This window comes from Streptococcus oralis, from assembly GCF_001075875.1.
Taxonomy (GTDB): domain Bacteria; phylum Bacillota; class Bacilli; order Lactobacillales; family Streptococcaceae; genus Streptococcus; species Streptococcus oralis_I.
On the sequence record NZ_JUOS01000036.1, the window covers coordinates 42,428 to 69,368 of the forward strand.

The window sequence follows — 26,941 nt, forward strand, 5'->3', positions numbered from 1 at the left end:
AACATATATCCAATCAAATAAGACGTTAAGATTACATTTACTTAGCTTTCAAAGCCGATAATATATGGGTTCGTATATCTTCAACTCCGTTAGGATTTGCTGGTAAGAAAATTGTATTATTACCTTGTTTTTCTGCAAAATTATTCAATGTATCTAAATACTGGTTAGTTAACAAGATTGACATGATTTGCTCTTCAGTTAATTCAACATTGGCTCCTTTTAACTCTTTAATAGAATCAGCAAGTCCATCAACAATTGCTTTTCGTTGCTCTGCGATCCCCACACCATGTAAGCGATCCTTTTCTGCCTCTGCTTCGGCCGCTGTTACGATCTTAATTTTATCTGCTTCGGCCAATTCTTGTGCTGCTACTCTCTTACGTTGAGCAGCATTGATTTCATTCATCGATTGCTTGACTTCCGCATCCGGCTCTACTTTGGTAATGAGCGTTTTGACGATAATGTACCCATACGTTGACATTTCTTCCGCTACTTGTTTTTGAACTTCTAATGCAATTTCATCCTTTTTCTCAAACAATTCATCCAAAGTTAACTTAGGAACTGATGAGCGCAATGCGTCTTCAATATAAGATTTGATTTGAGCCTCAGGTCTCATTAGTTTATAGTAAGCATCTGTAACATTTTGTTCATTTACTCGGTACTGTGTCGCAACATTCATCGTCACAAATACGTTATCTTGAGTCTTGGTTTCCACAACGATTTCACTTTGCAAGAGACGCAGTTGTACACGAGCTGCAATTTTATCAATTCCAAATGGTGCTCTTAGGTGAATACCACTATTGCTCAATTTTTGATACTTACCAAATCGTTCAATGATAGCTACTGATTGTTGTCGAACAACATAGATTGAGCTCATTAATATAGCTCCCACAATAAGCATTAGAATAATTAGAACAAGTATAACTTTTAAAACCATGGGAATCTCCCCCTTTCTTCACTTACATTATAGCACTAGTAAATAGGTTAGGCAAATAATATGATAAAAATTTCATAGCATATTAAACAAGCATATTATATAGGGTCTCATTCCCATTCAAGTTAATATAAGACGGGTCGAATTTTTCCATCCGGTGAATCAATCCAGCATAATCATGTTTATCAGCAAGTGCAATCCCTATTAGTACTGGACCAGTTCCCTTGCTAGCTCGTTTGATATATTCAAAACGAGTAATATCATCATGAGGTCCTAAGATATCATTTACAAACTCTCGAAGTGCTCCCGGACGTTGTGGGAAATTCACTACAAAGTAATGCTTGATACCATCATAAATCAAGGCACGTTCTTCCATCTCTGGCATACGGTTGATGTCATTATTCCCTCCAGAAATGATACAACAAATAGTCTTGCCTTTAATATAATCGGATAATACTTCTAGAGCTGCAACACTAGCAGCACCCGCAGGTTCTGCTACGATACCTTGTTTAGAGTAGAGATCAATTAAGGTCTCAGAAATCAAGCCTTCATTTACTCCGATAAGAGTTTCTACATGTTTGCGTGTTGCTTCATAGGTCAACTGTCCTACCTTTTGCACTGCAATTCCATCCGCAAACTTATCAATTTCTTTAAGTTTAACCGGTCCTCCAGCTTCAAAGGCAGCCTTCATAGAACGAGCACCTTCAGCCTCTACTCCAATGACCTCAATCTGAGAATTTGTTTCTTTAATATAAGTAGAAACACCTGAAATGAGGCCTCCACCTCCAACAGGTACCAAGACAGTATCAAAATCAATAGATTCTTTACGAGCTTCTTCTAAAATTTCATAGGCTACCGTACCCTGACCAGCTTGAACATAGGGATCATCAAAGGGATCAATAAAAGTACGATTTTCAGCTACAGTAAAGTCTTGAGCAGCCTTGGCTGAAGCATCAAAAGTATCCCCTACTAATTTGATCGTAACAAAATCTCCTCCAAAGAAACGGACCTGACCAATTTTCTGTTGAGGTGTCGTAATTGGCATAAAGATTGTTGCAGGGATCTTCATCTCATTACATGTGTAGGCAACTCCTTGAGCGTGATTTCCCGCCGAAGCACACACTACACCACGTTCACGCTCCTCTTTTGTCAATTGCGAAATAGCGTAATAAGCTCCACGAATTTTAAAAGAACGGACACGTTGAGCATTTTCCTTCTTAAGATAAATTTTCGCTCCGTATTTTTCTGATAAATAATGATCGTAGTCAAGTGGAGTATTGGCTACTACACCACTCAAAACCTTGTGGGCTTTCACCACATCTTTTGCACTTAGCATAATCTCCTCCTAGATGAGTTTTCAAGATAAAAAGCGAGTTAGGTTCCCCCCAACTCGCCTTCTGTTTATATTCTTAAAAATTAGTTGTAGATCTTGAATGCATCATCGTCGTTTTTACCGACAAATGGCATTGCTTTACGCAATTCTGCACCAACTTTTTCAATTTCAAGGTTGGCTGCTTGTTCACGGTAGGCAGTCAATTTTGGACGTCCAGCTTTGTAGTCATTCACAAAGTCGTTGGCGAATTTACCGTTTTGGATGTCCGCAAGAACTGCTTTCATGTTTTCTTTGACTTGTTCAGTGATTACACGTGGTCCTGAGACATAGTCACCATATTCAGCAGTGTTTGAAATTGATTGACGCATTTTCTTGAATCCACCTTCATAGATCAAGTCAACGATCAATTTCATTTCGTGAAGAACTTCAAAGTAAGCCAATTCTGGAGCATAACCAGCTTCTGTCAAGACTTCAAAACCAGCTTCGATAAGGGCAGTCAAACCACCACAAAGAACTGCTTGTTCACCAAACAAGTCTTCTTCAGTTTCTTCTTTGTAAGTTGTTTCAAGAAGACCTACACGAGCTGCACCAACACCTTTACACCAGTCCATAGCGATGTCTTTAGCATTTCCTGTTGCATCTTGGTAGACAGCGTAAAGCGCTGGAACACCAAATCCTTCTTCGTAAGTACGACGTACCAAGTGTCCTGGTCCTTTAGGAGCACACATGAAGACATCAACATCTGCAGGAACTTTGATGAATTCAAAGTGGATGTTGAAACCATGTGCAAATCCAACAGCATTTCCAGCTTCCAAGTTTGGAGCAATTTCTGCTTCGTACAATTCTTGTTGGATTTCATCTGGTGCCAAGATCATGATAACATCAGCCAATTTAGTTGCTTCTGCTACTGTGTATGTATCAAAACCATCTTCTTTTGCTTTGTCAAAAGATTTACCTGGACGTACACCGATGATCACATCACGACCTGAATCACGCAAGTTTTGAGCGTGAGCATGACCTTGTGAACCATAACCGATAACGGCGATTTTTTTACCGTCAAGTGCTGCTACTTTTACATCTTTTTCGTATTCCATTTGAACTGCCATAGTTTTTTCTCTCTTTTCTATTTTTATTGCCTGTTAGGCTAGTTTAACAAATTTAAGTTGGATTCTTTTACTCAATGAAAATCAAAGAGCAAACTAGGAAGCTAGCTGTAGGTTGCTCAAAGCACTGCTTTGAGGTTGTAAATAAGACTGACGAAGTCAGTAACATATACCTACGGCAAAGCGACGCTAACGTAGTTTGAATTTGATTTACGAAGAGTATTAGTCGCGGGTAAATCCAGTTGCACCCGTACGAGCGATATTCTTAATACCGTAAGGTCGAATGACTCGAATCAAAGCTTCACTCTTTTCTGCATTCCCAGTCATCTGAATGGTAATGGAACTTGGAGCTACATCGACTACTGTTGCACGGAAAGGTTGGATAATAGCCAAAATTTCTGCACGTTTTTCAGCAGGCGCTGAAACCTTTATAAGAATTACTTCTCGTTCTAAGTGGGGCTGATCCGTAATATCACGAATACGAATTACATCAATCTGACGATTAAGTTGTTTGATGATTTGCTCCACCTCATCATGTGAGGCAACATCGATGATAATGGTAATCCGTGATACGTTAGGATTTTCCGTTGCGCCAACAGAAATGCTTTCGATATTGACTTGGCGTCTCGATAAGACTCCTGTGAAGCGATTGAGAACACCTGAACGGTTTTGAAGTTTGGCTGTTAACATTCTACGCATTAAACTTCACCCCCAACATCTCATGATTACTCTTACCAGCTGGTACCATCGGTAAAACATGTTCTTTCCGAGAAATGTCTACTTCGATGAACATTGGTTCATCTTCCATGATGACTTCCAAATCCTTCTCAAGAGTTTCAGGATTATCAAACTTATAATTCTTAATTCCATAGGCTTGAGCCATCAATTGGAAATCTGGAAGGCTATCAAAGACTGACTCTGATGTTCGACCATCGTAGAAGGCTTCTTGCCATTGACGAACCATCCCAAGTGAATGGTTATTAAGCATGATGACCTTGATTGGAATCTTGTAGATATTCAAGATTGCCAATTCCTGATTAGTCATCTGGAAACCACCGTCTCCGACAAAGAGAACAACTTCTTTATCTGGATTAGCAATCTTAGCACCAATAGCTGCTGGGACTCCGAATCCCATGGTTCCTAGACCACCTGATGTTACCAATTGACGCTCGTTTTGGTAAGGATAATATTGAGCCGTCCACATTTGGTGTTGTCCAACGTCTGTTACGACAATGGCATCGCCATTGGTCAACTCACCAACGCGTTCAATAACTGCTTGAGGTTGAACCACACGTTCTTTCTTATCATAAGAACGAACACGATTCTTATCTTTGGTAACTTTTTCAATCCACTTTTCAGTATTGTTACGAACGATTGGCTCAGCTAGTAACTGCTGCAAAGCCTTTTTCGCATCACCGACAACTGGAATATCAACTGCGATAATCTTACCAATCTCTGCAGGATCGATATCAATATGTGCTACTTTTGCATTCTTAGCAAAGGTTTTAGGATTTCCAGTCAAACGGTCATCAAAGCGACAACCAATAGAAATCATAAAATCAGCCTCAGTCATGGCAATATTTGCTGCAAAGGAACCATGCATTCCACCCATTCCCAAAAACAGTGGATGGCTAGTTGCAATTGTTCCCTGTCCCAAAAGACTTGTCACAACTGGAATTTGATAACGCTCTGCAAATTCATTTAACTCTGCTGCAGCCTCAGCGTAACTAATCCCACCCCCAGCTAGCAAGACTGGTTTTTTAGCCTTAGACAATTGTTTCAAGATTTTCTTGATTTGCATATCATTTGGCTCAAGTGTTGGCTGATAACTTGGTAAATCTATCTCTGGAGAGTAAATGAAGTCTGTCTCAAGCGCAGAAACATCTTTTGGTAGGTCAATGACGACTGGCCCTGGACGACCTGTAGTCGCAATATGCACAGCTTCTGTAATAATTCGCGGAATATCCGCAGTTTCTCGAACCTGATAATTGTACTTAGTGATTGGCATGGTGATACCAACGATATCAGCTTCTTGAAAGGCATCCTTACCGATTCCCGCTCTTGCAACTTGTCCTGTGAAGACCAAAAGGGGAACACTATCGCTCATAGCATCTGCGATCCCTGTAATGGCATTTGTAGCTCCTGGTCCGCTTGTGACGACTGCAACACCCAGTTTTCCTGTTGACTTAGCATAACCTTCAGCTTCGTGAAGACAGCCCTGCTCATGGCGACCTAGAATATGGCGGATTCCCTTAAAATTATAAATAGCATCATATAAAGGAAGTACTGCTCCACCAGGATAACCAAAAATCGTGTCGATTCCTAAGTCGCGAAGTGTTTCCAAAACAAGATCCGATCCCGTCTTAGGTGAGTCTAAAATGATTTTCTCCATCGTTCCCCTTTCTCTTCTCTTAAAAATAGCTTGTTACTATCATACCATTTTTTCAAAAATTTTCAAGAGAAAAGAGCAAATTTTCTGAATTTTCTATCTAGATACTTTACAATATCAAATAGATTAGAAAGTTTATACGTATTTTTATTTTTTTAATAGAAAAAAGGTTGAGACAGACTTGTCTTCAACCTTTCATATTAAATCATTACTAATTAAAGTGAGTTAACGTCAACCTTGATACCAACACCTTGAGTAGTTGTGATTGTCAAGCTTGTTACGTAAGTTCCTTTAGCAGTAGCTGGTTTAGCTTTTTGGATTGTTTCGTTGAATGCTTTGAAGTTTTCAACCAACTTGTCAGCTTCAAATGAAACTTTACCGATGATCGCTTGTACGATACCTGCACGGTCTGCACGGTAAGTGATTTTACCACCTTTAGACTCTTCAACTGCTTTAGCAACATCCATTGTTACAGTACCAGTTTTAGGGTTTGGCATCAAGTTACGAGGTCCAAGGACACGTCCAAGACGTCCAACAAGAGCCATCATGTCAGGTGTAGCGATAACTACGTCGAAGTCCAACCAACCGTCGTTGATTTTAGCAACAAGGTCATCTTCACCAACGAAGTCTGCACCAGCAGCTTTTGCTTCTTCAGCTTTTGCACCACGTGCAAATACAAGAACGCGAGCTGTTTTACCAGTACCGTTTGGCAATACCATTGCTCCACGGATTTGTTGGTCAGCTTTTTTAACGTCAATGTTCAAGTTGTAAGCAACTTCTACAGTTGCATCAAATTTTGCAAAGTTAGTTTCTTTTGCAAGAGCTACAGCTTCTTCTACGCTGTATGCTTTTGTGCTGTCGATCTTTTCAAGAGCAGCACGAAGTTGTTTGCTTTTTTTAGCCATTTTCTATTCTCCTTGTAAGTGGTTCAATCGATTTTCATCTCCCACGTCACTTCTCGAAATGATGAAGTCTTGCGGGTTATATAGGGATGTTATTGATTAGTCAACAACAGTGAATCCCATAGAACGAGCAGTACCTTCGATCATACGCATTGCAGACTCAATGTTTGCAGCGTTCAAATCTGGCATCTTAGTTTCTGCAATTTCTTGCACTTGTGCACGAGTAACTGTAGCAACCTTAGTTTTGTTAGGTGTACCTGATCCTTTTTCAACACCTGCAGCTTTTTTCAAAAGAACAGCAGCTGGTGGTGTTTTTGTAACGAAAGTAAATGATTTGTCTTCGTATACTGAGATAACAACTGGAATGATCATACCAGCTTGGTCAGCAGTACGAGCGTTGAACTCTTTTGTGAATCCCATGATGTTGATACCAGCTTGACCAAGAGCAGGTCCAACTGGTGGAGCTGGTGTAGCTTTACCAGCAGGGATTTGCAATTTTACAAGTTTTTCGACTTTTTTAGCCATTTTTAAATCCTCCTTTGTGGTTTTGGCGGTAATTAGAGATTTTTACCTCCCACAAGTATGCTTTACACATACCCATCTATTATACACTATTTTTAAAAAAATGCAAGAGAAATTTTTATTTTTGACACTTCTTTATGTTACACTTTTTTGGTGCAATTAATCTTCAAAATCTTCTACCATGATGGAAAGAATTCATTCGCTCAAAGTCAGTACAAAACTCAAGCCCTTTTCAGTAGCACCGCTTTCCACAAAACCAAGAGACTCAAAACATCTTATAGAGGTACGATTGAAAGTGTAGATTTCTTGAACGTTCAATTTTTTCCACCCCTTTTGCCGAGCTAGATCAATCAAAGTCTTCAATACCTTGCGTCCAAGTCCCTGATGTTGATAAGTCGGATTGCCAATCACAATAGGAAGATTCTCCTGAGATAAGGTTACATCCCCAATTGGAAGCCACTCTCCCTTTTCTCGAAACTCAATCCAGAACAAATGCCCGTAACTCTCTAAATAGGAATACATAGCATTTAATTTTTCTGAACTATAAGGTATTCTAATACCGTCTACAAGTTCCACCAAATCCACATCTTGATACCAGGCCAAAGCTGCATCCTGATGATCTGCTAAAAAATAGGGAACTAAACGTAAGGAATCATCTATCTGAATGATTTTTGTCATCATTTTCTACTCCTAATACTAGCTCCACTGCTTGATTAAAACCATCACACCAGTTATACCATTTTGCTTCATACTCATCTTGGGGTAAGATATGATTTTTTAAATCAAGAACAGAGTATATCTTTCTTTTCTCACAAGCTTGCGCATAGAGATGATATAGTTCATCACCTCCATCTCTATCAAACTCAGCAGAAATTGTATCCTGGCCTACCAACAAAGCCTGATAAGCCCTGTGATGGCCATCTGTAATCAAGAAGCAATTTCCAAATGCAAGAACGCTAATTGGATTGATATTGGGCTTTTCTTTCGACTGATAAAGCATCTGGATATCTTGTAACTTCTTTTCTGATAAGTATAGTTGAGTCGGATAAAGATCTTTTATGTTGACTTCCATTTTATCTCCTCAAGAAGGGGCAATTCCTACTTCTGCTTTCCTTTGAAGCGCCATTGAAAACGCAGTTTATCGTAGAAAGGAAACTCCATAAACAAAACTCCTAGGCCTACACAAAGGCTAGCAATCACATCTGATGGGTAGTGAACTCCCAGATAGACCCTGGATACCAATACACTAACGAGATATAGACTTAGCAAGATTTGCACGACTTTTCTCCAAGTTGTATTCTTAATCCGTTGGCTCAAAATCACAATCAAAGATCCTACCATGAGCGTCACAGCTAGAGAATGTCCACTAGGAAAAGAAAAACCTTTTTCCTCTACTAGATGTACTATTTCTGGTCTAGGTCGTTGGTAGATATTTTTAAAAGTTACGATTAAGATTCCAGCTAAAGTCAAATTACCCAGCATGAGATAACTTTCCAGTTTCCATTGCTTACGGTAAAAAATAAAAGCTACAATGAGAACCCAAGTGATAATGACTGGGATATCAATTAAATGTGTGATTGTTCTGAAAAGAAAGGTCAAGGAAGCAGGTAAGTCACCTCGAATAGCAGTCTGGATTGGTTGATCAAAGCCAATCAGCATATTAGGGTAAAACTTGACAATATAACCTAAAATTACAAAAAGCAAAAGGGCAAAAGAGCCCTTCATCAAATATGTTTGTTTATCTTTCATAGTATTTTAAAGTTGGTTTCAAAAGGACAAACAACAACCAGAAAGAGATGGCAAAGATAATACCTTCAATCAGATTAAAAGGAAAGACCATAGTCATCAGGTAGTTGCTCAATCCTAAAATTTTCTCAATATCAAAATTAGCAAACTTAGCGTACAAAGGAACAGCATAGACGTAGTTCAGAACTAGCATAGCTAGAGTCAAACCAAGCGTACCAGCTAGTGAAGCTAGGACGAAACGCATGGTTGTTCGCTCTTTTTCCCAAATCAAACCAAAAGCAAGCACAAAGACTCCCAAGGCAACAATATTCATCGGTAAACCAATATAGGTACTAACCCCTTGATTGTTCAAAAGAATTTTCAACAAGGACCGAAGGAAAAGCACTCCAAAAGCTGCTGGTAAATCCAAGACTACCAAGCCCACAAGAACCGGTAAAATACTGAACTCAATCCTCAAAAAGGATACCGCTGGCAAAAGCGGAAAGTCAAAGTACATCAACACAAATGAAAGCGCTGATAGAATTGCAATGGTCGAAAGTCGACGTGTGTTTGTCATAACAGGTTCCTCCAATTTTCTATAAAATCAGAAGAAGTTGGAAAGGATTCCTCTATCTACCCTCTATTTTTATATTCCAAAAGTTTCCCCTCACTCTGTTTAAGCAAGCGGTTGCAATTTACCTATAAAAAATCAATTAGAATAGACAAAGCCATTCTTTCGTCTTCTCCCATCCAGACTATACTGTCGGTTGTGGAATCTCACCACATCAGCTTGCGCTCGCGGACTTATTTGGCTAAGATATTTTAGATTTATCTAGACGTCGCAGTCGAAGATAATACTTAAAGTATATCGAGACAAGACAACGAAGAGAAAGCTAAAATAGCTAGTCAAATTCACCGCCGGTCGGGAATCTCACCCAGCCCTGAAGACCCCTTTATGATAACAAAAAAAGCTTGCAAGCGCAAGCATTTTATCTAAGTGTTTATTTCAATTTATCTGTTTCATAAGTGTGAACCAGTTCGAGGCCCACAAAGTTTTGTTGTCGGAGAGCCTCATAGACAATCATACATACTGTATTAGATACATTCAGGCTACGAACATGTTCATCATTCATCGGAATTCTGAGAGCCTTTTCTGGATGCTCTCGCATAAATTCCTCAGGCAAGCCCTTATCTTCGCGCCCAAAGAGAAAATAATGATCTCCTTCTGTCGTGAAATCTGTATCTGAATAGACTTTTTCTGCAAACTTGGAAATCAGGTAGAGTTGACCATCCATTTTTTCTATAAAATCAGCCAAGCTATCATAAAAATGAATCTCAAGCTTGTCCCAATAATCTAGACCTGCCCGCTTCATCTTACTATCATCAATAGGAAAACCCATCGGTTTGATAATATGAAGGGGCGCATTCGTTGCTGCGCAAGTACGAGCAATATTACCCGTATTTTGTGGAATCTGGGGTTCAAATAATACAATATGATTTGCCATGCCTTGTTTCCTCTCACTAGTGCAAAAAAATAGCCACACTGCCCGGAGTCAAGCTCAGCAAACAGCGTGGTTAAGGCATCGTTAACTTACCTCACAACAGGTTTGAAGTAAATCAGCGAAACTACTGTTTTAGTATATCACTTTCAGCTTGAATGTCAATAGAAATGACTTGATTTTTTCAATTTTTTTACAAACATATTTACATTAGCTTAAAATGCTTATGTATTCATTAGAATTACACGAAAATAGCTGATTTATATCTTAAATTTTTAACAAGTAAGATTATCAGTGGGACAATTTTCTACCCTAATAATGAAAAGAGTCGGTTGCCGAGTGCATTTTATTCTAAAAAAGAGTATGATAGATACATATTGAAAAAGTAGGTTATTTAATATGAAGATTATTCTTGTCGGAGGGGGGAAAGTTGGTTCTGCCCTTTGTCGTTCACTTGTCGCTGACAATCATGATGTTGTCCTAATTGAACAGAACGAAACGGTTCTTAATTATATGACAAGCCGTTTTGATATTATTGGTATTGCTGGTAATGGGGCTGACTTTGCCATGCTAGAAGCTGCCAATGTTCAAGACTGCGATATTTTCATCGCTATGACTCAGTATGATGAGGTCAATATGGTCTCTGCTGTCTTAGCTAAAAAGATGGGGGCTAAAGAAACCATCGTCCGTGTCCGTAATCCTGAGTATTCCAACCCTTACTTTAAAGAAAAAAATATTCTCGGATTTTCTCTTATTGTCAATCCAGAACTCCTTGCAGCTCGTGCTATCGCTAATATCATCGATTTCCCAAATGCTCTTTCTGTTGAGCGTTTTGCAGGTGGTTTGGTTAGTTTGATGGAATTCAAGGTTCGAATTGATAGTAATATTTGTCAGATGTCTATTGCTGATTTCCGTAAAAAGTTTGGTAATGTTATCGTTTGTGCCATTGAGCGCGATCATAAGCTCATGATTCCAAGTGGGGATATGGTCCTCCAAGATAAGGATCGGATCTTTGTTACAGGTAACCGTGTAGACATGATGCTTTTTCATAACTATGTCAAATCTCGTGTCGTTAAAAGTTTACTCATTATTGGAGCTGGAAAAATCGCTTACTACCTTGTTGGTATTTTGAAAGATAGCCGTATTGATACCAAGGTCATTGAGCTTAATCCAGATCGTGCAGCATTTTTCAGTCAAAAATATCCAAAACTCTATATTGTGCAAGGTGATGGAACCGCAAAAGATATCCTCCTAGAAGAAAGCGCCCAACACTACGATGCTGTCGCAACTCTCACTGGCGTTGACGAAGAAAACATTATTACATCTATGTTCTTAGATAGTGTTGGTGTTCAGAAAAACATCACCAAAGTCAATCGAACTAGCCTTTTAGAGATTATCCATGCACCTGAGTTTTCTAGTATTATCACACCAAAAACCATCGCTGTAGATGCTATCATGCACTTTATCCACGGTCGTGCCAATGCCCAATATTCAGATCTTCAAGCGATGCACCACCTTGCAAATGGACATATTGAGACTCTTCAATTTCTCATCAAGGAAGCCAATAAAATGACTGGCAAACCCTTGTCTCAACTTAAATTCAAAAAAGATTTGTTGATCGCTGCTATTATTCGTAATGGGAAAACCATCTTCCCAACTGGTGAAGATAGCCTTCAAGTCGGTGATAAGTTAGTTGTCATCACACTACTATCAAATATCACCAAGATTTATGATCTGTTAGAGAGGTAAGCTATGAATAGAAGTATGGTACGATTTCTTCTTGCAAAGCTACTCTTGATCGAGGCTGGTCTACTTTTAGTTCCAGTTAGCATTGCTCTTTATTATCGAGAATCGAGTCAAGTTTTTACAGCTCTTTTCTCTACCATCGGGATCCTTGTTGTTCTAGGTCTTCTCGGCATCATCAGCAAGCCTAAAAAACAGCGAATCTATGCAAAAGAAGGGGTCTTAATTGTAGCCCTCTGTTGGATCCTCTGGTCATTCTTTGGTGCCCTTCCCTTTGTCTTTTCAGGGCAAATTCCCAATATGATAGACGCCTTCTTTGAGATTAGTTCTGGCTTCACAACAACGGGAGCAACCATTTTAAATGATGTTTCTGTCTTAAGTCGTTCTCTTCTATTTTGGAGGAGTTTTACCCACCTCATCGGAGGGATGGGGGTACTGGTTTTTGCCCTAGCTATTATGGACAATGCTAAAAATAGTCACCTAGAAGTTATGAAGGCTGAGGTCCCAGGACCAGTATTTGGCAAGGTTGTATCTAAGCTAAAAAATACAGCCCAAATCCTTTACATCCTCTACCTGGCTATGTTTGCCCTCTTTGTGGTTATTTATTACCTTGCTGGTATGACACTCTACGATAGTTTTGTTATCGCTATGGGCACTGCTGGTACTGGTGGCTTTACTGTTTATAATGACGGAATTGCCCACTATCACAGTTCTCTCATTACCTATCTGACAAGTGTCGGGGTTTTGATGTTTGGTGTCAATTTCAATCTCTACTACTACCTCATGCTCCGTCGTATCAAAGAATTCTTTTTTGATGAAGAACTCCGAGCATATCTCTTGATTGTAGCCATATCTACTGGTCTAATCACACTCAACACGCTTCACCTCTATAGCGGAGTTTCTCAAAGTTTTGAGATGGCCTTCTTTCAAGTATCTAACATCATTACCACTACCGGTTTTGGATATGGAGATATCACGAACTGGCCTTTGTTCTCTCAATACATCTTGCTAATGCTGATGGCAATCGGTGGTTCTGCTGGTTCTACCGCTGGTGGTCTCAAGGTCATCCGTGGAGTCATCCTATCTAAAATTGCTAAAAATCAAGTCTTGTCCACCATATCACCTCACCGTGTGTTAACCCTTCAGGTTAATCAAACGGTTATTGATAAGGATACCCAGCACAAGATCCTGAAGTATTTTGTGGTTTATATCATGATTCTACTCAGTTTGATTTTCATCGTTAGTTTAGATACCAATAATTTAATGGTTGTCACGAGTGCTGTTTTCAGTTGTTTTAACAATATCGGTCCTATTTTAGGAACAACTGCAAGTTTCTCAATTTTTAGTCCATTTTCAAAATTTCTACTATCTTTTGCAATGATTGCAGGACGTCTTGAAATCTATCCAATCATACTGCTCTTTATGAAGCGCACTTGGTCTAAACGTTAGAACAATCAACTGTACACCCTATCTCCCCTCTTCAAGGAACCCTTGAAGGGGGATTTTTTAGTTTCAAAAGACAAGACAGCTCTAAAAATCGACAATTGGGAATTTAAGGATTTTTCTCTCCTATCTTTTAGCTATAATAAGAAAAAAATATAGGGGATACTTTATGGAAAAAGTCATAAAATCAATTCGACTACTCTTGCTCTTTGCCTTAATCCAACTGGCATTTTGTAGTTGTATCTTTTGGTCTGGAACCTCTCTGGCCCTCAAACAATCCTGTTTTTATTTTCTACTGGCTTTATTGGGCTTATCTGGGTCTTGTGCCTTTATGCATTATTTATCTAATCACAACCTGAAAAGAAATAGACTGATTGATAGGAGTCGCTTTATCTTTTTATTTTATAGTATGATGATTGTGGTCAACCTCTGCGGGGTTGGACTGGTTCTATCAGATACTATCGTTACTGTCAACTTACTTCAAAAAGAAGCTGTAGAACTCATCCTCCCCTCCTTCTTTTTTCTCTTTGGAGTTGATCTTATTACCTTTCTCCCCTTGAAAAAATGGAAAAGGTTGCAAAAAAATTCCAGTAGCAAGGAAGTGAGATTTTCCATCATTATCATTTCCATTTTAATCTTCCTACGTAATCCAATCACCATTTTATCCATCGCTTTTTATATTGGCCTTGGCGCTTTATTTCTCAGTTTTTTATTCCCAAAAAACTTAAGACAAGAGGTGTCATTCTACAGTCATTTGATTCGGGATATTCTATTTGTCGTTTGTACCTTCCTCTTATGGTAACAAATAGAATCCTTGCAATAATTATGTTATAATTAAAAAAAATTTTAGGAGATACATCAATGAACTTTTTTAAAGATTTTCGTAAACGACTCGCTTGGTTTGGGATTTTGTTAGTAGCTATCTTTCTATCTCAGACTCCTATGCTAACTCTAGCTATATTAACTAAAATTCAGTTTAATCCAATCTGGTCAACAATTCTTGTCTCCCTTATTTCGATTCTTGTACTTGTTATCTTTTTATACGGAGCCCATAAGAGCAAGTTGCTGGATTTAAAATCTAAACTTCTCACCATTAACGATCTTCCTCGCATTGTCTTTAGCTATCTAGCTATTTATGTTGGAAATCTTGTAGGTGGAATCTGGTTACAACTCATGAAGCAAACAACAACTTCTAATCAACAAGTAATTAACAACCTTATTTCTGAAAGCTCTCTGATTAGCAGTTTCTTCCTCATCGTTTTAATCGCACCTATTTGTGAAGAAATCATTTGTCGCGGGATTATTCCTACCAAACTCTTCCAAGGCTACGAAAAGTTTGGCTATGTCATTGGTTGGCTAATCTTCCTCCTTGCACATATGCCTTCTAATCTCCCTTCCTTCTTGATTTATGGTTGGATGTCAGCCGTCCTCACTTGGACTGCTTATCGTACCAGACGTTTGGAAATGTCTATCTCGGTCCATATGCTACTTAATAGTATCAGCTTCATCTTACTGGCACTCTTCACAATTTTTATGAAAAATTTCGGTATCTAATACCCAACTATCCATTCCTTTAGGCTAGATCAATCGTCCTGCTCTAAGGGATTTTTTTGTTTCAAACAGCACTTTATCTCGGAAAAATTCATTTTTTCTACCATCTTAAAAAAATTTTAAAAATATTTTTATGCATAAATTTTATAGAATTTAAAAATGGATATCTATACTGAAGTTATTTACCGATTAGCGACCTAAAAGATCTCCTAAACTCCGTCCCTCACCAGGGCGGAGTTTAGGAATTTTGTTAAAACCAGCCTACAAGAAAAGCCAAGAAGATATTATTATTGGCCTTTTTCAATAGATTTAAGGTTCCAAAGCAAGTACTTTTTTACTACAACACGGAGTTTTACAAATCGATTTTATTTGCCAAACGCAGTTAGTAAGACAGGTAGCTAGACCACTTCCTTTCTGTTACGACGGAAAAGCCCACGAATCGATACCATTCGTGGACTTTGCCTAGTGAAGCGTTTAGGTAAACCGCCACGGTTACCGTTTATTAGATTACGACGTAAAGTTTTACAAATCGATTCCATTTGTAAAACTAAGTTAGTGAGGCAGTTAGGCAAGTCTTATAGGATTTGCCGTAGTCTACTTAGATTGCTTTGCAATCAAGTAGACTTACTGAATCACATCTTTTCCTCTAACTCTACATCCGGATACTTATCTGCAAACCAACGGAGGGCAAAGTCGTTTTCAAAAAGGAAGACAGGTTGTTCAAAGCGGTCTTTAGCCAAGATATTTCGGCTTGAAGACATACGCTCATCCAGATCTTCAGGTTTGATCCAGCGAACCGTCTTTTTGCCCATTGGACTCATAACCACTTCTGCATTGTACTCATTTTCCATCCGGTGCTTAAAGACTTCAAACTGCAATTGACCAACGGCACCCAACATGTATTCACCTGTTTGGTAGTTGGTATAAAGCTGAATAGCTCCTTCTTGCACCAATTGCTCGATTCCCTTGTGGAAAGATTTTTGCTTCATAACGTTCTTAGCAGAAACTTTCATGAAGATTTCAGGGGTAAAGGTTGGCAGTGGTTCAAACTCAAACTTATTTTTTCCAACAGTTAGTGTATCCCCGACCTGATAAGTACCGGTATCGTAAACCCCGATGATATCTCCAGCTACGGCATTAGTGACATTCTCACGACTTTCTGCCATAAACTGAGTAACATTTGACAGCTTAGCTCCCTTACCAGTACGAGGGAGATTAACACTCATACCACGCTCGAATTCACCCGATACGATACGGACAAAGGCAATGCGGTCACGGTGACGAGGGTCCATGTTGGCTTGGATTTTAAAGACAAATCCTGAGAAGTCCTTATCATAAGGATCAACAATTTCTCCATCTGTTTTCTTGTGACCGTGTGGTTCTGGAGCAAACTTGAGGAAGGTTTCTAAGAAAGTCTGCACACCAAAATTAGTCAAGGCTGATCCAAAGAATACCGGAGTCAATTCACCCGCAAGAATGGCTTCTTCTGAGAATTCATTTCCTGCTTCATTCAAAAGCTCAATATCATCTTTTACTTGTTCATAGAATGGATTGCTAGCAAAGAGTTTATCACCATCTTCTAGGCTAGCAAAACGTTCATCCCCTTTATAGAGTTCCAAACGTTGGTTATAGAGGTCATACAAGCCTTCAAAGGCTTTCCCCATCCCGATTGGCCAGTTCATCGGGTAGCTCGCAATACCTAGAACTTCTTCCAATTCTTGCAAGAGATCCAGTGGCTCACGACCGTCACGGTCAAGCTTGTTCATAAAAGTGAAGACTGGAATACCACGATGTTTGACAACCTCAAACAATTTCTTGGTCTGGGCCTCGATACCCTTGGCAGAGTCCACAACCATGACAGCCGCATCCACCGCCATCAAGGTACGGTAAGTATCTTCTGAGAAGTCCTCATGCCCTGGAGTATCTAGGATGTTCACGCGTTTGCCATCGTAGTCAAATTGCATAACAGATGAGGTTACCGAAATCCCACGTTGTTTCTCGATATCCATCCAGTCAGACTTGGCAAAGTTTCCTGTTTTCTTTCCTTTTACAGTACCTGCCTCACGAATCTCTCCCCCAAAATATAGCAATTGCTCTGTAATAGTCGTTTTACCCGCGTCCGGGTGAGAGATGATGGCAAAGGTACGGCGTTTTTTAATTTCTTCTTGAATGTTCATAAGTTCTCTTTCTTTCTACTTTTTAATAATTTCAATTTATAATCGTTCTTTGTTACATCGGACTCTAACATTCCTTTCAACACTCCATTATATCGGATTTTAAAGAGTTTTTCAATTGCTTACACAAGAAAAAGCAGGTCAAGATAGTAGACCTGCTCTTCAGATTCTTTTGTTGATTATTTATATCTATCACTCTTAATATCGCTTCACAGATGAATCGTTTCTAGAGCAATTTTCTTTTCCCAACGTTTTTTAAACAAAATATCAAAGAGCACTAGAGCTGCAGATAGAATGATTGAAACCAGAAGATACTTTATCCATATAGGAGCATCTGGGATAAAAGGTGTGGTATTCAAAAGCCCATAGTTTCCACCTGTCACTTGATTGACTCCAACTAGGAAAAGGTTGAGAACAAAAGTGTAGGCGATAATGCGATACTTTTTCAGCAAGGTCTTATCGTAGTGGTTCATAAGATAGACCAAGGAATTAACCAAGAGAGCATAATGCCCAATCAGGAATGAAAAACTGGTAATATGCGGAAAGTCATAGGGATCAAAAACCGGATATCCCAAAGCAAATACTGCTCCACTAGCTCCCATAAGGGCAAAATACTGCTTGGTTTTCCATTTATCTGGCAAGAAAACTACTGCAAACATGGCCAAACGGCAATGGTAAAGAGGCAGACTATTTGAAAATGGAATGCTAAAACCAATATACCAAGTGTAAAGAGCTAGCAGTTGCGCTATTTGAATCCACTTAAATAATCGAACAAATTTAGGATTTTTGTAGTAAGTAAGAGATCCATAGATAGACAGTGCAAGAAGGCCTATCATGACACCGTACCAAAAAATCGGAATAGGCGGTGGTGTGGTTTGGGTTCTTGTAATAAAATGATGCATAAGATCTCCTTAATTTATTAGCTGACGATTCTTCAGTTTATATTTAACAAATTGATTGATGAGGACGAGAATCCCTGTCATCAAACTGGTCACTATCAAATAATTAACCAAGGCGCCATGATCCCCAATCACAGGAGGCTTGCTCATAAAACCATAATTTCCTCCTGTCAAGAGGTTGGCTAGAAAAATTATAGCATTAACTCCAAGAGTCATCTGACATATTTTCCAAGCATCCCCTTTTTCAACTTTATAATATCTAATAAGATAAATCAAGCAGTTAGCCAAGAGAGCCCAGTGTCCGAAAACATTGTTGACCGAGGAAACATGAGGGAAAGGAAACGTATAAAAAACTGGATAAACTAAAGCCATAATAGAACCAAATACTCCAACCAGGGCGAAATATTGTTTGAAAAAGGTCTTATTAGGGGCAAAAAGAATCATCCACATAGCCATGCGACTATGGTAAAAAGGGAGAGCCTCAGACAAGGGCAGACGTGCCGAAATATACCAAGCGTTGATAATCAGTAATTGAATCAATTGACCCCAATACCAAAAATCTCGATAGCGCTTAGATGAGGCATAACGAATTGATAGAGCAGCTATGACTAGCAAAGAAGTAGGTAACAAAATGTACCATGTCCCCAAGTCTGGAGGGACTGTTTTTTTACTGGTAAAAAGTAAATCCCAAATTGTCATATGTTCTCCTTAACTTATTCGAATCGGTAAATGTCTCCATCTTGTTTGCCGACTAGAAACCAATGCTGTTCTTGCTTCTATTTTCAACCATTATATCGAATTAAAATCCTTTTTTCAATTTCTACTTCTTTTCAACTTGACTTACCTTATTTATAGGAAAATATGGTAAAATAGAACAGATAAATAATCATCATTTCACGAAAGGATGCAAGATGAAAATTACGCAAGAAGAGGTAACACACGTTGCCAATCTTTCAAAATTAAAATTCTCAGAAGAAGAAACTGCTGAGTTTGCGACAACCTTGTCTAAGATTGTTGATATGGTCGAATTGCTCGGCGAAGTCGACACTACTGGTGTTGAACCAACGACTACCATGGCAGATCGCAAGACCGTTCTTCGCCCAGACGTAGCCGAAGAAGGAACTGACCGTGATCGCTTATTTAAAAATGTACCTGAAAAAGACAATTACTATATCAAGGTACCAGCTATCCTGGACGATGGAGGAGATGCCTAATGACTTTTAACAATAAAACCATTGAAGAGTTGCACAACCTCCTTGTATCTAAGGAAATTTCTGCAACCGAACTAACGCAAGCAACGCTTGAAGATATCAATGCGCGTGAAGAAGCTATCAATGCCTTTGTCACTATCGCTGAAGATCAAGCTCTTGCTCAAGCTAAAGCTATTGACGAAACTGGAATTGACGCTGACAATGTCCTTTCAGGAATTCCGCTAGCAGTTAAGGATAATATCTCTACAGACGGCATCCTCACAACTGCAGCCTCAAAAATGCTTTATAACTACGAGCCAATCTTTGATGCGACAGCTGTTGCCAATGCAAAATCTAAGGGCATGATCGTTGTTGGGAAAACCAACATGGACGAGTTTGCCATGGGTGGTTCTGGTGAAACATCTTACTACGGTGCAACTAAAAATGCCTGGGACCACAACAAGGTTCCTGGTGGATCATCTAGTGGTTCCGCAGCTTCTGTAGCTTCAGGACAAGTCCGTTTGTCTCTTGGTTCTGATACAGGTGGATCCATCCGCCAACCGGCTGCCTTCAACGGAATTGTCGGTCTCAAACCAACCTACGGAACAGTTTCACGTTTTGGTCTGATTGCCTTTGGTAGCTCATTAGACCAGATTGGACCTTTCGCACCAACCGTTAAAGAAAATGCCCTCTTGCTCAATGCTATTGCTAGCGAAGATGCAAAAGACTCTACTTCTGCTCCTGTCCGCATTACCGACTTTACTTCAAAAATCGGTCAAGACATCAAGGGAATGAAAATTGCTTTGCCTAAGGAATACCTTGGTGAAGGGATTGACCCAGAGGTTAAGGAAACCATTCTGAATGCTGCTAAACACTTTGAAAAACTTGGTGCAGTTGTAGAAGAAGTTAGCCTTCCTCACTCTAAATACGGTGTGGCAGTCTACTACATCATCGCTTCATCAGAAGCTTCATCAAACTTGCAACGATTTGACGGTATCCGCTATGGTTTCCGTGCTGAAGACGCTAAGAACTTGGACGAGATTTACGTTAACACTCGTAGCCAAGGATTCGGTGACGAAGTGAAACGTCGTATCATGCTTGGAACTTTCAGTCTTTCATCAGGTTACTACGATGCCTACTACAAGAAAGCTGGTCAAGTTCGTACCCTCATCATCCAAGATTTTGAAAAAGTATTTGCAGATTACGATCTCATCCTTGGTCCAACAGCTCCAAGCGTGGCCTTTGACTTGGATTCGCTCAACCACGATCCAGTTGCTATGTACTTGGCTGACCTCTTGACAATCCCAGTCAACTTGGCAGGTCTCCCAGGAATTTCAATCCCTGCAGGATTTGCTCAAGGTCTACCTGTCGGTCTACAATTGATTGGTCCAAAATACTCTGAAGAGACCATTTATCAAGCTGCTGCTGCTTTTGAAGCAACAACAGACTACCACAAACAACAACCCGTGATTTTTGGAGGTGATAACTAATGAACTTTGAAACAGTCATTGGACTTGAAGTCCACGTAGAGCTCAACACCAATTCAAAAATCTTCTCACCTACTTCTGCCCACTTCGGAAATGACCAAAATGCCAATACAAACGTGATTGACTGGTCTTTCCCAGGCGTACTGCCAGTTCTCAATAAGGGTGTTGTCGATGCTGGTATCAAAGCAGCTCTTGCCCTCAACATGGATATCCACAAGAAGATGCACTTTGACCGCAAGAACTACTTCTATCCAGATAATCCTAAAGCCTATCAAATTTCTCAATTTGATGAGCCAATCGGTTATAACGGCTGGATTGAAGTGGAGCTAGAAGACGGTACAACTAAGAAAATCGGTATTGAGCGTGCCCACTTGGAAGAAGATGCTGGTAAAAATACTCACGGAACAGATGGTTTCTCTTATGTCGACCTTAATCGTCAAGGGGTGCCATTGATTGAGATTGTATCTGAAGCAGACATGCGTTCCCCTGAAGAAGCTTATGCATATCTTACAGCCCTCAAGGAAGTTATCCAATACGCTGGTATTTCTGACGTTAAAATGGAAGAAGGTTCCATGCGTGTGGATGCCAACATCTCCCTTCGTCCTTATGGTCAAGAGAAATTTGGTACCAAAACTGAGTTGAAAAACCTCAACTCCTTCTCAAACGTGCGTAAGGGTCTTGAATACGAAGTACAGCGCCAAGCGAAAATCTTGCGATCAGGTGGGGTCATCCGCCAAGAAACACGTCGTTATGATGAAGCGAATAAGAGCACCATTCTTATGCGTGTCAAAGAAGGAGCAGCGGATTACCGTTACTTCCCAGAACCAGATCTTCCATTGTTTGAAATCTCAGATGAGTGGATCGAGGAAATGCGCACAGAGTTGCCAGAGTTTCCAAAAGAGCGCCGTGCTCGCTATGTATCTGACCTTGGCTTATCAGACTACGATGCTAGCCAGTTGACTGCCAACAAAGTCACTTCTGATTTCTTTGAGAAAGCAGTTTCCCTTGGTGGCGATGCCAAACAAGTGTCTAACTGGCTCCAAGGTGAAGTCGCACAATTCTTGAACGCAGAAGGCAAGACGCTGGAAGAAATTCAATTGACACCAGAAAACTTGGTCGAAATGATTGCCATCATCGAAGATGGAACCATTTCATCTAAGATTGCCAAGAAAGTCTTCGTTCATTTGGCGAAAAACGGTGGTGGCGCGCGTGAATACGTCGAAAAAGCTGGATTGGTACAGATTTCAGATCCTGAAGTCTTAATCCCTATCATCCACCAAGTCTTTGCAGCCAACGAAGCAGCAGTAGCCGACTTCAAGTCAGGAAAACGTAACGCCGACAAGGCCTTCACAGGATTCCTCATGAAAGCAACCAAGGGTCAAGCCAACCCACAAGTAGCCCTCAAGTTACTTGCCCAAGAATTGGCGAAGTTGAAAAACGATCAATAATCAATCTCAATATAACTGTCACAAGTTGATGAAGCCAGTCATTGCTTGATGCCTTGCACTTTGTACTCACATAGTTAGGAGACATATGAAAAAGTTATATACTCTTCTCGCCACTTGTTTATTGTTGTTCTTCTTCACACCATTTAACTCAATTGATGCTGGCGTTGGCCATTCGCGAAGTGGTAGCTCTAGCCGAAGCAGTTCAAGAAGTAGCAGCCGCAGTAGCTCAAGTCGCAGCTCCTCTTATAGAAGTAGCTATCGCTCTGGAAGTAGCTCCTCTAGTTCAGGTGGTTCTTTAGGTACTGGTATGAACATGCTTATCATGTTTGGTGTTGGAGGTTTCTTACTCTACATGTTCATCAAATATCTAAGCGACCAGAATTCATCTTCTGGCAAGTCTTACGGTAGTTCAACTGGATATAATCCACCTAGCCATCGCCGAGTAGAACACAACACACTAGCTGTTAATCGTGTCAAATATGGTGATCCAAACTTTGATACTGATGCCTTCGCTTCATGGGTTAAAGAAGTCTATATTCAGTTGCAGGCAGCCTGGACTAAAAAGGATTGGAATTTGGTTCGCTCTCTCGAAAGTACTAGTCTCTATTCCCAACATAGTACTCAACTCGAAGATCATATTCGGGCAAAAACAACTAATGTTTTAGAAAAAGTCTATGTTGAAAATATCCGCATTAAAGATTTCTACGAAAATCCAGATGGAAATGATACTTTAGTGGTTATCCTTTCATCTACACTCAGAGACTATGTTATCGATGATAAGACTCGTAAGGTTATCGAAGGAGACCCTCAACAAGATCTATTTACAGTTTATCAAATGAACTTCATCCGCAAACATGGTAGCCAAACCGAAAACACTGTTCAAGATGAAGCTGTTAGCGACCACTGTCCAAACTGTGGTGCTCCACTTAAAATCTCAGCTATTAGCCAATGTGAATACTGCGGAGCTGAGCTCACACGTAGTCCAAATCAATGGGTACTCGATACCTACGATGTTGTGGATGAAGACGAACTTTATAATTAGGAGGAAATTATGGGATTTATTCGTGCCGCCCTATCTTCAGGGCTTAATAGTTTCAACGATAGCAAATTTAAAGAAGCGATCGTACTTCCAAATAACCTAACAGCAGATGCTTTGGCCATTAAAGGTCAACTTCTTTCAAAAGATCCAGATGGCAAATCTAGACAAAGCAATCAAAACACTGGACTACTAACAGATGGTAGTGTCGTTATTGTTCCTCAAGGCTATGTCGCTATTCTAGTGAACAACGGTACCTTCCTTGGAGACGTCTTAGAAGCTGGTAGCCACGAATGGCGTTCTGGAGACAATGCCTGGCTTCTTGAAAAAGGTGGCCTAAAGGGTACTTGGGAAAATTTCAAAAACCGCTTCTCATTTGGTGGTCAAGTCATCACCCAACAAGAAATCATCTTTATTCGTATGCAACCCGTTGCCGGAAATAAATTCGGTACACAAAATGCTGTAGAATACTTCAGTGAACGTTATCAACAATTACTTAACATCCGCTTCTACGGTTTGTTTGATATCAAAGTTGCTGATCCAGTCCTATTCTACGTCAGCTCCATCAGTCAACAGATTGAAGACCATAAAGCCTTTACATTACAAAATGTAGCTCAAGGAACACTTCGACAAAATATCGCACCAAAGATTGCTATTGCAATTGCTAAGTTTACCAATGAAAACAAGGTAGATATCTATAGCCTTAATGCCAATCAAGATACTTTCAATGAGCTAGCAAAACAAGAAGTTAATAAAGTATGGGCAGGACTTTATGGGATTGAAACAACCAACATTCTACTTGAAGATTTGAGCTATGATCAAGAAAGCTTAGATATTGTCCGTAAGCTTGATAGCGAGCTTGTCGCTATGAAGTACAATACGATTGAGATTGAAGAACGTCGTGCTCGTAATGAAGCTCTCATCGCTGCTGCTAACAATGAAGGCAATGGCAATGGTATGAACATGATTATGGGAATGAATCTAGGACAAACACTTGGCGGTCAACTCAACCAACAAGCCCAAACTCAAGCCCCTGTTCAAAATAACGGGCAAACTGCAAGCAAGAACTTTTACATCGAGGTAGACGGTAAGTATGTTCTCGTAACCAAAGATGAAGAAGGAAATATCGTACCAGTCAACTAATTCAAGCTCATCTGATATTTGAGAATTATTGCATTTTATGGTACAATAAAGAGTAAACTATTTATTAAAGAGGTAAAATCATGATTGAAGCAAGTAAACTAAAGGCTGGTATGACTTTTGAAACAGCTGAAGGAAAATTGATCCGCGTTTTGGAAGCTAGCCACCACAAACCAGGTAAAGGAAACACGATCATGCGTATGAAATTGCGTGATGTCCGCACTGGTTCAACTTTTGAAACAAGCTACCGCCCAGAAGAAAAATTTGAGCAAGCGATCATCGAAACAGTTCCAGCTCAATACTTGTACAAAATGGACGACACAGCTTACTTCATGAACACAGAAACTTACGACCAATACGAAATTCCTGTTGTGAATGTTGAAAACGAATTGCTTTACATCCTTGAAAACTCAGATGTAAAAATCCAATTCTACGGAACTGAAGTAATCGGTGTAACTGTACCAACTACTGTTGAATTGACAGTTGCTGAAACACAACCATCTATCAAAGGTGCTACTGTTACCGGTTCTGGTAAACCAGCAACAATGGAAACTGGTCTTGTCGTAAACGTTCCAGACTTCATCGAAGCAGGTCAAAAATTGATTATCAACACTGCAGAAGGAACTTACGTTTCTCGCGCCTAATCTCTAGAAACTAGAAAGAGGTCATTCTATGGGAATTGAAGAACAACTTGGCGAAATCGTCATCGCCCCACGTGTACTTGAAAAAATCATTGCTATTGCAACTGCGAAAGTTGAAGGAGTACACTCTTTTTCAAACAAATCAGTATCTGACACCCTTTCAAAACTTTCTCTTGGTCGTGGCGTATATCTAAAAGAAGCAAACGATGAGCTCACAGCTGATATCTACCTCTACCTAGAGTACGGTGTCAAAGTTCCTAAGGTTGCTATGGCTATCCAGAAAGCTGTTAAGGATGCTGTCCGTAACATGGCTGATGTTGAAATCTCTGCTGTCAACATTCACGTTGCAGGTATCGTTCCAGATAAAACACCAAAACCAGAATTGAAAGACTTATTCGACGAGGACTTCCTCAATGACTAGTCCATTATTAGAATCTAGACGTGAACTACGTAAGTGTGCCTTCCAAGCCTTGATGAGTCTTGAATTTGGTTCAGATCTAGAAACTGCTTGTCGCTTCGCCTACACACATGATCGCGAAGATACAGACGTACAACTTCCTAACTTCCTTGTAGAGCTCGTTTCTGGTGTCCAAGCTAAGAAGGATGATCTGGACAAACAAATCACTCAACATTTGAAAACAGGTTGGACCATCGATCGTCTGACTTTGGTAGAAAAGAATTTACTACGCCTAGGAGTTTTTGAAATCACTTCATTTGATACTCCTCAGCTCGTAGCTGTTAACGAAGCTATTGAACTTGCTAAGAGCTTTTCAGATCAAAAGTCAGCCCGTTTCATCAATGGACTCCTTAGTCAATTTGTGACAGAAGAAGATTAAATAATATAGAAAAAGTGTTTGAATCAGATCAAACACTTTTTTCTTTGCCTTCCACTATCTAAAAAAGTGGTAATAGACATAATTATAAACAAATATCCAGATGGGCTTGGCATAAGTGAGAAAGTTGAAAAAACTATGGCAAAGAATTGTGATTTTTAGATTCTTTGTCCAACGGTAGACAAGGGCAAAGAAAAGGCCTCCTAAACTATAAATGATCAAACTGATGGGATCTCGATGGGAAAACACCAAATGACTGATTCCAAAAATAAGAGCTGATAAGATAACATCCAGATAATACCTAGAATTGGGAAAGAAGGTATTCATAAAATACCCTCTATCAACGCTCTCCTCAAATATAGGAGCAACGATAACACTAGATATAAAGTAGAAACTAGTCGCTAAAAAAGTAGGTTGTCCATTTGAATATAAAGTCGAAATAAGGTCTTGAAAAATAAACTTGTTATCAATTAAGTGATGAAACTGTAACTGAAAAGTATTCAACAACTGACGAACAAAATAAGTAGCCACTAGAGCAAATACAAGGTAAAAGAATCTTGACTTCTTCGAGCCCTTTGTTTCAAAAATATAGAGCATCTTTTTCTTTTTTAACCAGTAGACAAACATCACTAAAAGAGTTATTTCCCCAACTGCTGAAATGCTATAATAGCCATCTATCCCCCATCCTAAAAACTTAGTCAGATGAAGACTACTAAACTCTAGTAGATAAACCGAGAGGAATACAAAGAATGTATAGAATCCCAAATGCCCTAGTTTTTTCATACTCACTCCTAAAAAATTAAAATTACCTTGATGGAGGGAAAGATTAACAACCCCCTATTCAGTTTATCAGTTATATACTGATCTAGCACAGCATAAAATCTATAAAAACTTATACTCTTCGAAAATCTCTTCAAACCACGTCAGCTTCACCTTGCCGTATATATGTTAC

Annotated in this window: 28 protein-coding genes and 1 riboswitch; of the genes, 11 read left to right on the forward strand and 17 right to left on the reverse strand. The window is 39.6% G+C overall.

Translation table 11 applies throughout. The features are described 5' to 3' along the window. Window positions 1–37: 37 nt before the first annotated feature. The 12 genes from ADM33_RS02570 to ADM33_RS02625 all read right to left on the reverse strand — a co-directional run bounded on the left by ADM33_RS02570 (window position 38) and on the right by ADM33_RS02625 (window position 10,410). Complete coding sequence (locus ADM33_RS02570) at window positions 38–934, reverse strand: SPFH domain-containing protein (RefSeq protein ID WP_000243418.1); 897 nt, start codon at window positions 932–934, stop codon at window positions 38–40. A gap of 82 nt (window positions 935–1,016) precedes the next feature. Continuing rightward, window positions 1,017–2,267 carry a threonine ammonia-lyase IlvA gene (gene ilvA / locus ADM33_RS02575; protein WP_049503045.1) on the reverse strand — a complete coding sequence of 417 codons (1,251 nt, stop codon included), beginning with the start codon at window positions 2,265–2,267 and terminating at the stop codon, window positions 1,017–1,019. Window positions 2,268–2,347: 80 nt separating this feature from the next. Further along, entirely contained in the window at window positions 2,348–3,370 is a 1,023-nt protein-coding gene (ilvC, locus tag ADM33_RS02580) for a ketol-acid reductoisomerase (protein ID WP_045763621.1), read from the reverse strand. Between the two features lie 219 nt (window positions 3,371–3,589). Then, entirely contained in the window at window positions 3,590–4,066 is a 477-nt protein-coding gene (gene ilvN, locus ADM33_RS02585) for an acetolactate synthase small subunit (RefSeq protein ID WP_001253809.1), read from the reverse strand. Further along, a complete protein-coding gene (locus ADM33_RS02590; RefSeq protein WP_049503046.1) occupies window positions 4,059–5,759 on the reverse strand; it encodes an acetolactate synthase large subunit in 1,701 nt (566 codons plus the stop codon). The genes ilvN and ADM33_RS02590 overlap by 8 nt, the downstream gene beginning before the upstream one ends. Before the next feature lie 212 nt (window positions 5,760–5,971). Then, window positions 5,972–6,661 (reverse strand): 50S ribosomal protein L1, encoded by a 690-nt coding sequence (gene rplA, locus ADM33_RS02595; protein ID WP_001085672.1) that lies wholly within the window; start codon window positions 6,659–6,661, stop codon window positions 5,972–5,974. Window positions 6,662–6,757: 96 nt separating this feature from the next. Further along, window positions 6,758–7,183: a 50S ribosomal protein L11 gene (gene rplK / locus ADM33_RS02600; RefSeq protein WP_001085808.1), complete on the reverse strand. Its 426-nt coding sequence runs from the start codon at window positions 7,181–7,183 to the stop codon at window positions 6,758–6,760. 192 nt (window positions 7,184–7,375) lie between these two features. Continuing rightward, complete coding sequence (locus ADM33_RS02605; RefSeq protein ID WP_049503065.1) at window positions 7,376–7,858, reverse strand: GNAT family N-acetyltransferase; 483 nt, start codon at window positions 7,856–7,858, stop codon at window positions 7,376–7,378. Beyond that, the gene (locus ADM33_RS02610) at window positions 7,833–8,252 is read right to left on the reverse strand and encodes a chromosome partitioning protein ParB (RefSeq protein WP_049503047.1); all 420 of its coding nucleotides are present in this window, start codon (window positions 8,250–8,252) and stop codon (window positions 7,833–7,835) included. Before ADM33_RS02610 ends, ADM33_RS02605 begins: the two co-directional genes overlap by 26 nt. 26 nt (window positions 8,253–8,278) lie before the next feature. Then, window positions 8,279–8,929, reverse strand: coding sequence for a phosphatase PAP2 family protein (locus ADM33_RS02615; RefSeq protein WP_049503048.1), 651 nt, complete (start codon window positions 8,927–8,929; stop codon window positions 8,279–8,281). After that, entirely contained in the window at window positions 8,919–9,482 is a 564-nt protein-coding gene (locus ADM33_RS02620) for an ECF transporter S component (RefSeq protein WP_049503049.1), read from the reverse strand. The genes ADM33_RS02615 and ADM33_RS02620 overlap by 11 nt, the downstream gene beginning before the upstream one ends. 157 nt (window positions 9,483–9,639) lie before the next feature. After that, window positions 9,640–9,858: riboswitch (FMN riboswitch) on the reverse strand. A 48-nt stretch (window positions 9,859–9,906) separates the two neighbouring features. Further along, window positions 9,907–10,410, reverse strand: a complete 504-nt coding sequence (locus ADM33_RS02625) for a tRNA (cytidine(34)-2'-O)-methyltransferase (protein WP_049503050.1) — start codon at window positions 10,408–10,410, stop codon at window positions 9,907–9,909. Between the two features lie 393 nt (window positions 10,411–10,803). Between ADM33_RS02625 and trkA the strand changes: the two genes are divergently transcribed. The 3 genes from trkA to ADM33_RS02645 all read left to right on the forward strand — a co-directional run bounded on the left by trkA (window position 10,804) and on the right by ADM33_RS02645 (window position 15,144). Continuing rightward, window positions 10,804–12,153, forward strand: a complete 1,350-nt coding sequence (gene trkA / locus ADM33_RS02630) for a Trk system potassium transporter TrkA (RefSeq protein WP_049503051.1) — start codon at window positions 10,804–10,806, stop codon at window positions 12,151–12,153. 3 nt (window positions 12,154–12,156) lie between these two features. Next, window positions 12,157–13,596 carry a TrkH family potassium uptake protein gene (locus ADM33_RS02635; RefSeq protein ID WP_049503052.1) on the forward strand — a complete coding sequence of 480 codons (1,440 nt, stop codon included), beginning with the start codon at window positions 12,157–12,159 and terminating at the stop codon, window positions 13,594–13,596. Window positions 13,597–14,451: 855 nt separating this feature from the next. Further along, entirely contained in the window at window positions 14,452–15,144 is a 693-nt protein-coding gene (locus ADM33_RS02645; RefSeq protein ID WP_049503054.1) for a CPBP family intramembrane glutamic endopeptidase, read from the forward strand. Window positions 15,145–15,539: 395 nt separating this feature from the next. Here ADM33_RS02645 and ADM33_RS11395 read toward each other — a convergent pair whose 3' ends face one another. From ADM33_RS11395 to ADM33_RS02660, 4 genes are all read right to left on the reverse strand, one after another. Further along, window positions 15,540–15,680, reverse strand: a complete 141-nt coding sequence (locus ADM33_RS11395; protein ID WP_161801448.1) for a hypothetical protein — start codon at window positions 15,678–15,680, stop codon at window positions 15,540–15,542. 93 nt (window positions 15,681–15,773) lie between these two features. Next, window positions 15,774–17,318, reverse strand: a complete 1,545-nt coding sequence (locus tag ADM33_RS02650; RefSeq protein ID WP_049503055.1) for a peptide chain release factor 3 — start codon at window positions 17,316–17,318, stop codon at window positions 15,774–15,776. Between the two features lie 206 nt (window positions 17,319–17,524). After that, window positions 17,525–18,217 (reverse strand): TIGR02206 family membrane protein, encoded by a 693-nt coding sequence (locus ADM33_RS02655; RefSeq protein ID WP_049503056.1) that lies wholly within the window; start codon window positions 18,215–18,217, stop codon window positions 17,525–17,527. A 9-nt stretch (window positions 18,218–18,226) separates the two neighbouring features. Next, a complete protein-coding gene (locus ADM33_RS02660) occupies window positions 18,227–18,913 on the reverse strand; it encodes a TIGR02206 family membrane protein (RefSeq protein ID WP_049503057.1) in 687 nt (228 codons plus the stop codon). Between the two features lie 212 nt (window positions 18,914–19,125). Between ADM33_RS02660 and gatC the strand changes: the two genes are divergently transcribed. The 8 genes from gatC (at window position 19,126) to nusB (ending at window position 25,992) form a co-directional block, all read left to right on the forward strand. After that, window positions 19,126–19,428: an Asp-tRNA(Asn)/Glu-tRNA(Gln) amidotransferase subunit GatC gene (gatC, locus tag ADM33_RS02665; protein ID WP_004251926.1), complete on the forward strand. Its 303-nt coding sequence runs from the start codon at window positions 19,126–19,128 to the stop codon at window positions 19,426–19,428. Beyond that, window positions 19,428–20,894 carry an Asp-tRNA(Asn)/Glu-tRNA(Gln) amidotransferase subunit GatA gene (gatA, locus tag ADM33_RS02670; protein WP_049503058.1) on the forward strand — a complete coding sequence of 489 codons (1,467 nt, stop codon included), beginning with the start codon at window positions 19,428–19,430 and terminating at the stop codon, window positions 20,892–20,894. Before gatC ends, gatA begins: the two co-directional genes overlap by 1 nt. Beyond that, window positions 20,894–22,339 carry an Asp-tRNA(Asn)/Glu-tRNA(Gln) amidotransferase subunit GatB gene (gatB, locus tag ADM33_RS02675; RefSeq protein ID WP_049503059.1) on the forward strand — a complete coding sequence of 482 codons (1,446 nt, stop codon included), beginning with the start codon at window positions 20,894–20,896 and terminating at the stop codon, window positions 22,337–22,339. The genes gatA and gatB overlap by 1 nt, the downstream gene beginning before the upstream one ends. Window positions 22,340–22,424: 85 nt before the next feature. Beyond that, a complete protein-coding gene (locus ADM33_RS02680; protein ID WP_049503060.1) occupies window positions 22,425–23,381 on the forward strand; it encodes a zinc-ribbon domain-containing transport protein in 957 nt (318 codons plus the stop codon). A gap of 9 nt (window positions 23,382–23,390) precedes the next feature. Next, window positions 23,391–24,518, forward strand: coding sequence for an SPFH domain-containing protein (locus tag ADM33_RS02685; protein ID WP_045763690.1), 1,128 nt, complete (start codon window positions 23,391–23,393; stop codon window positions 24,516–24,518). An 80-nt stretch (window positions 24,519–24,598) separates the two neighbouring features. Continuing rightward, window positions 24,599–25,159 (forward strand): elongation factor P, encoded by a 561-nt coding sequence (efp, locus tag ADM33_RS02690; protein WP_000568646.1) that lies wholly within the window; start codon window positions 24,599–24,601, stop codon window positions 25,157–25,159. Between the two features lie 28 nt (window positions 25,160–25,187). Next, the gene (locus tag ADM33_RS02695; RefSeq protein ID WP_049503061.1) at window positions 25,188–25,577 is read left to right on the forward strand and encodes an Asp23/Gls24 family envelope stress response protein; all 390 of its coding nucleotides are present in this window, start codon (window positions 25,188–25,190) and stop codon (window positions 25,575–25,577) included. Next, entirely contained in the window at window positions 25,570–25,992 is a 423-nt protein-coding gene (gene nusB, locus ADM33_RS02700) for a transcription antitermination factor NusB (protein ID WP_049503062.1), read from the forward strand. The genes ADM33_RS02695 and nusB overlap by 8 nt, the downstream gene beginning before the upstream one ends. Before the next feature lie 54 nt (window positions 25,993–26,046). Here the strand turns inward: nusB and ADM33_RS02705 are convergent, their stop codons facing one another. After that, window positions 26,047–26,772 carry a CPBP family intramembrane glutamic endopeptidase gene (locus ADM33_RS02705; protein WP_049503063.1) on the reverse strand — a complete coding sequence of 242 codons (726 nt, stop codon included), beginning with the start codon at window positions 26,770–26,772 and terminating at the stop codon, window positions 26,047–26,049. Window positions 26,773–26,941 lie beyond the last annotated feature (169 nt).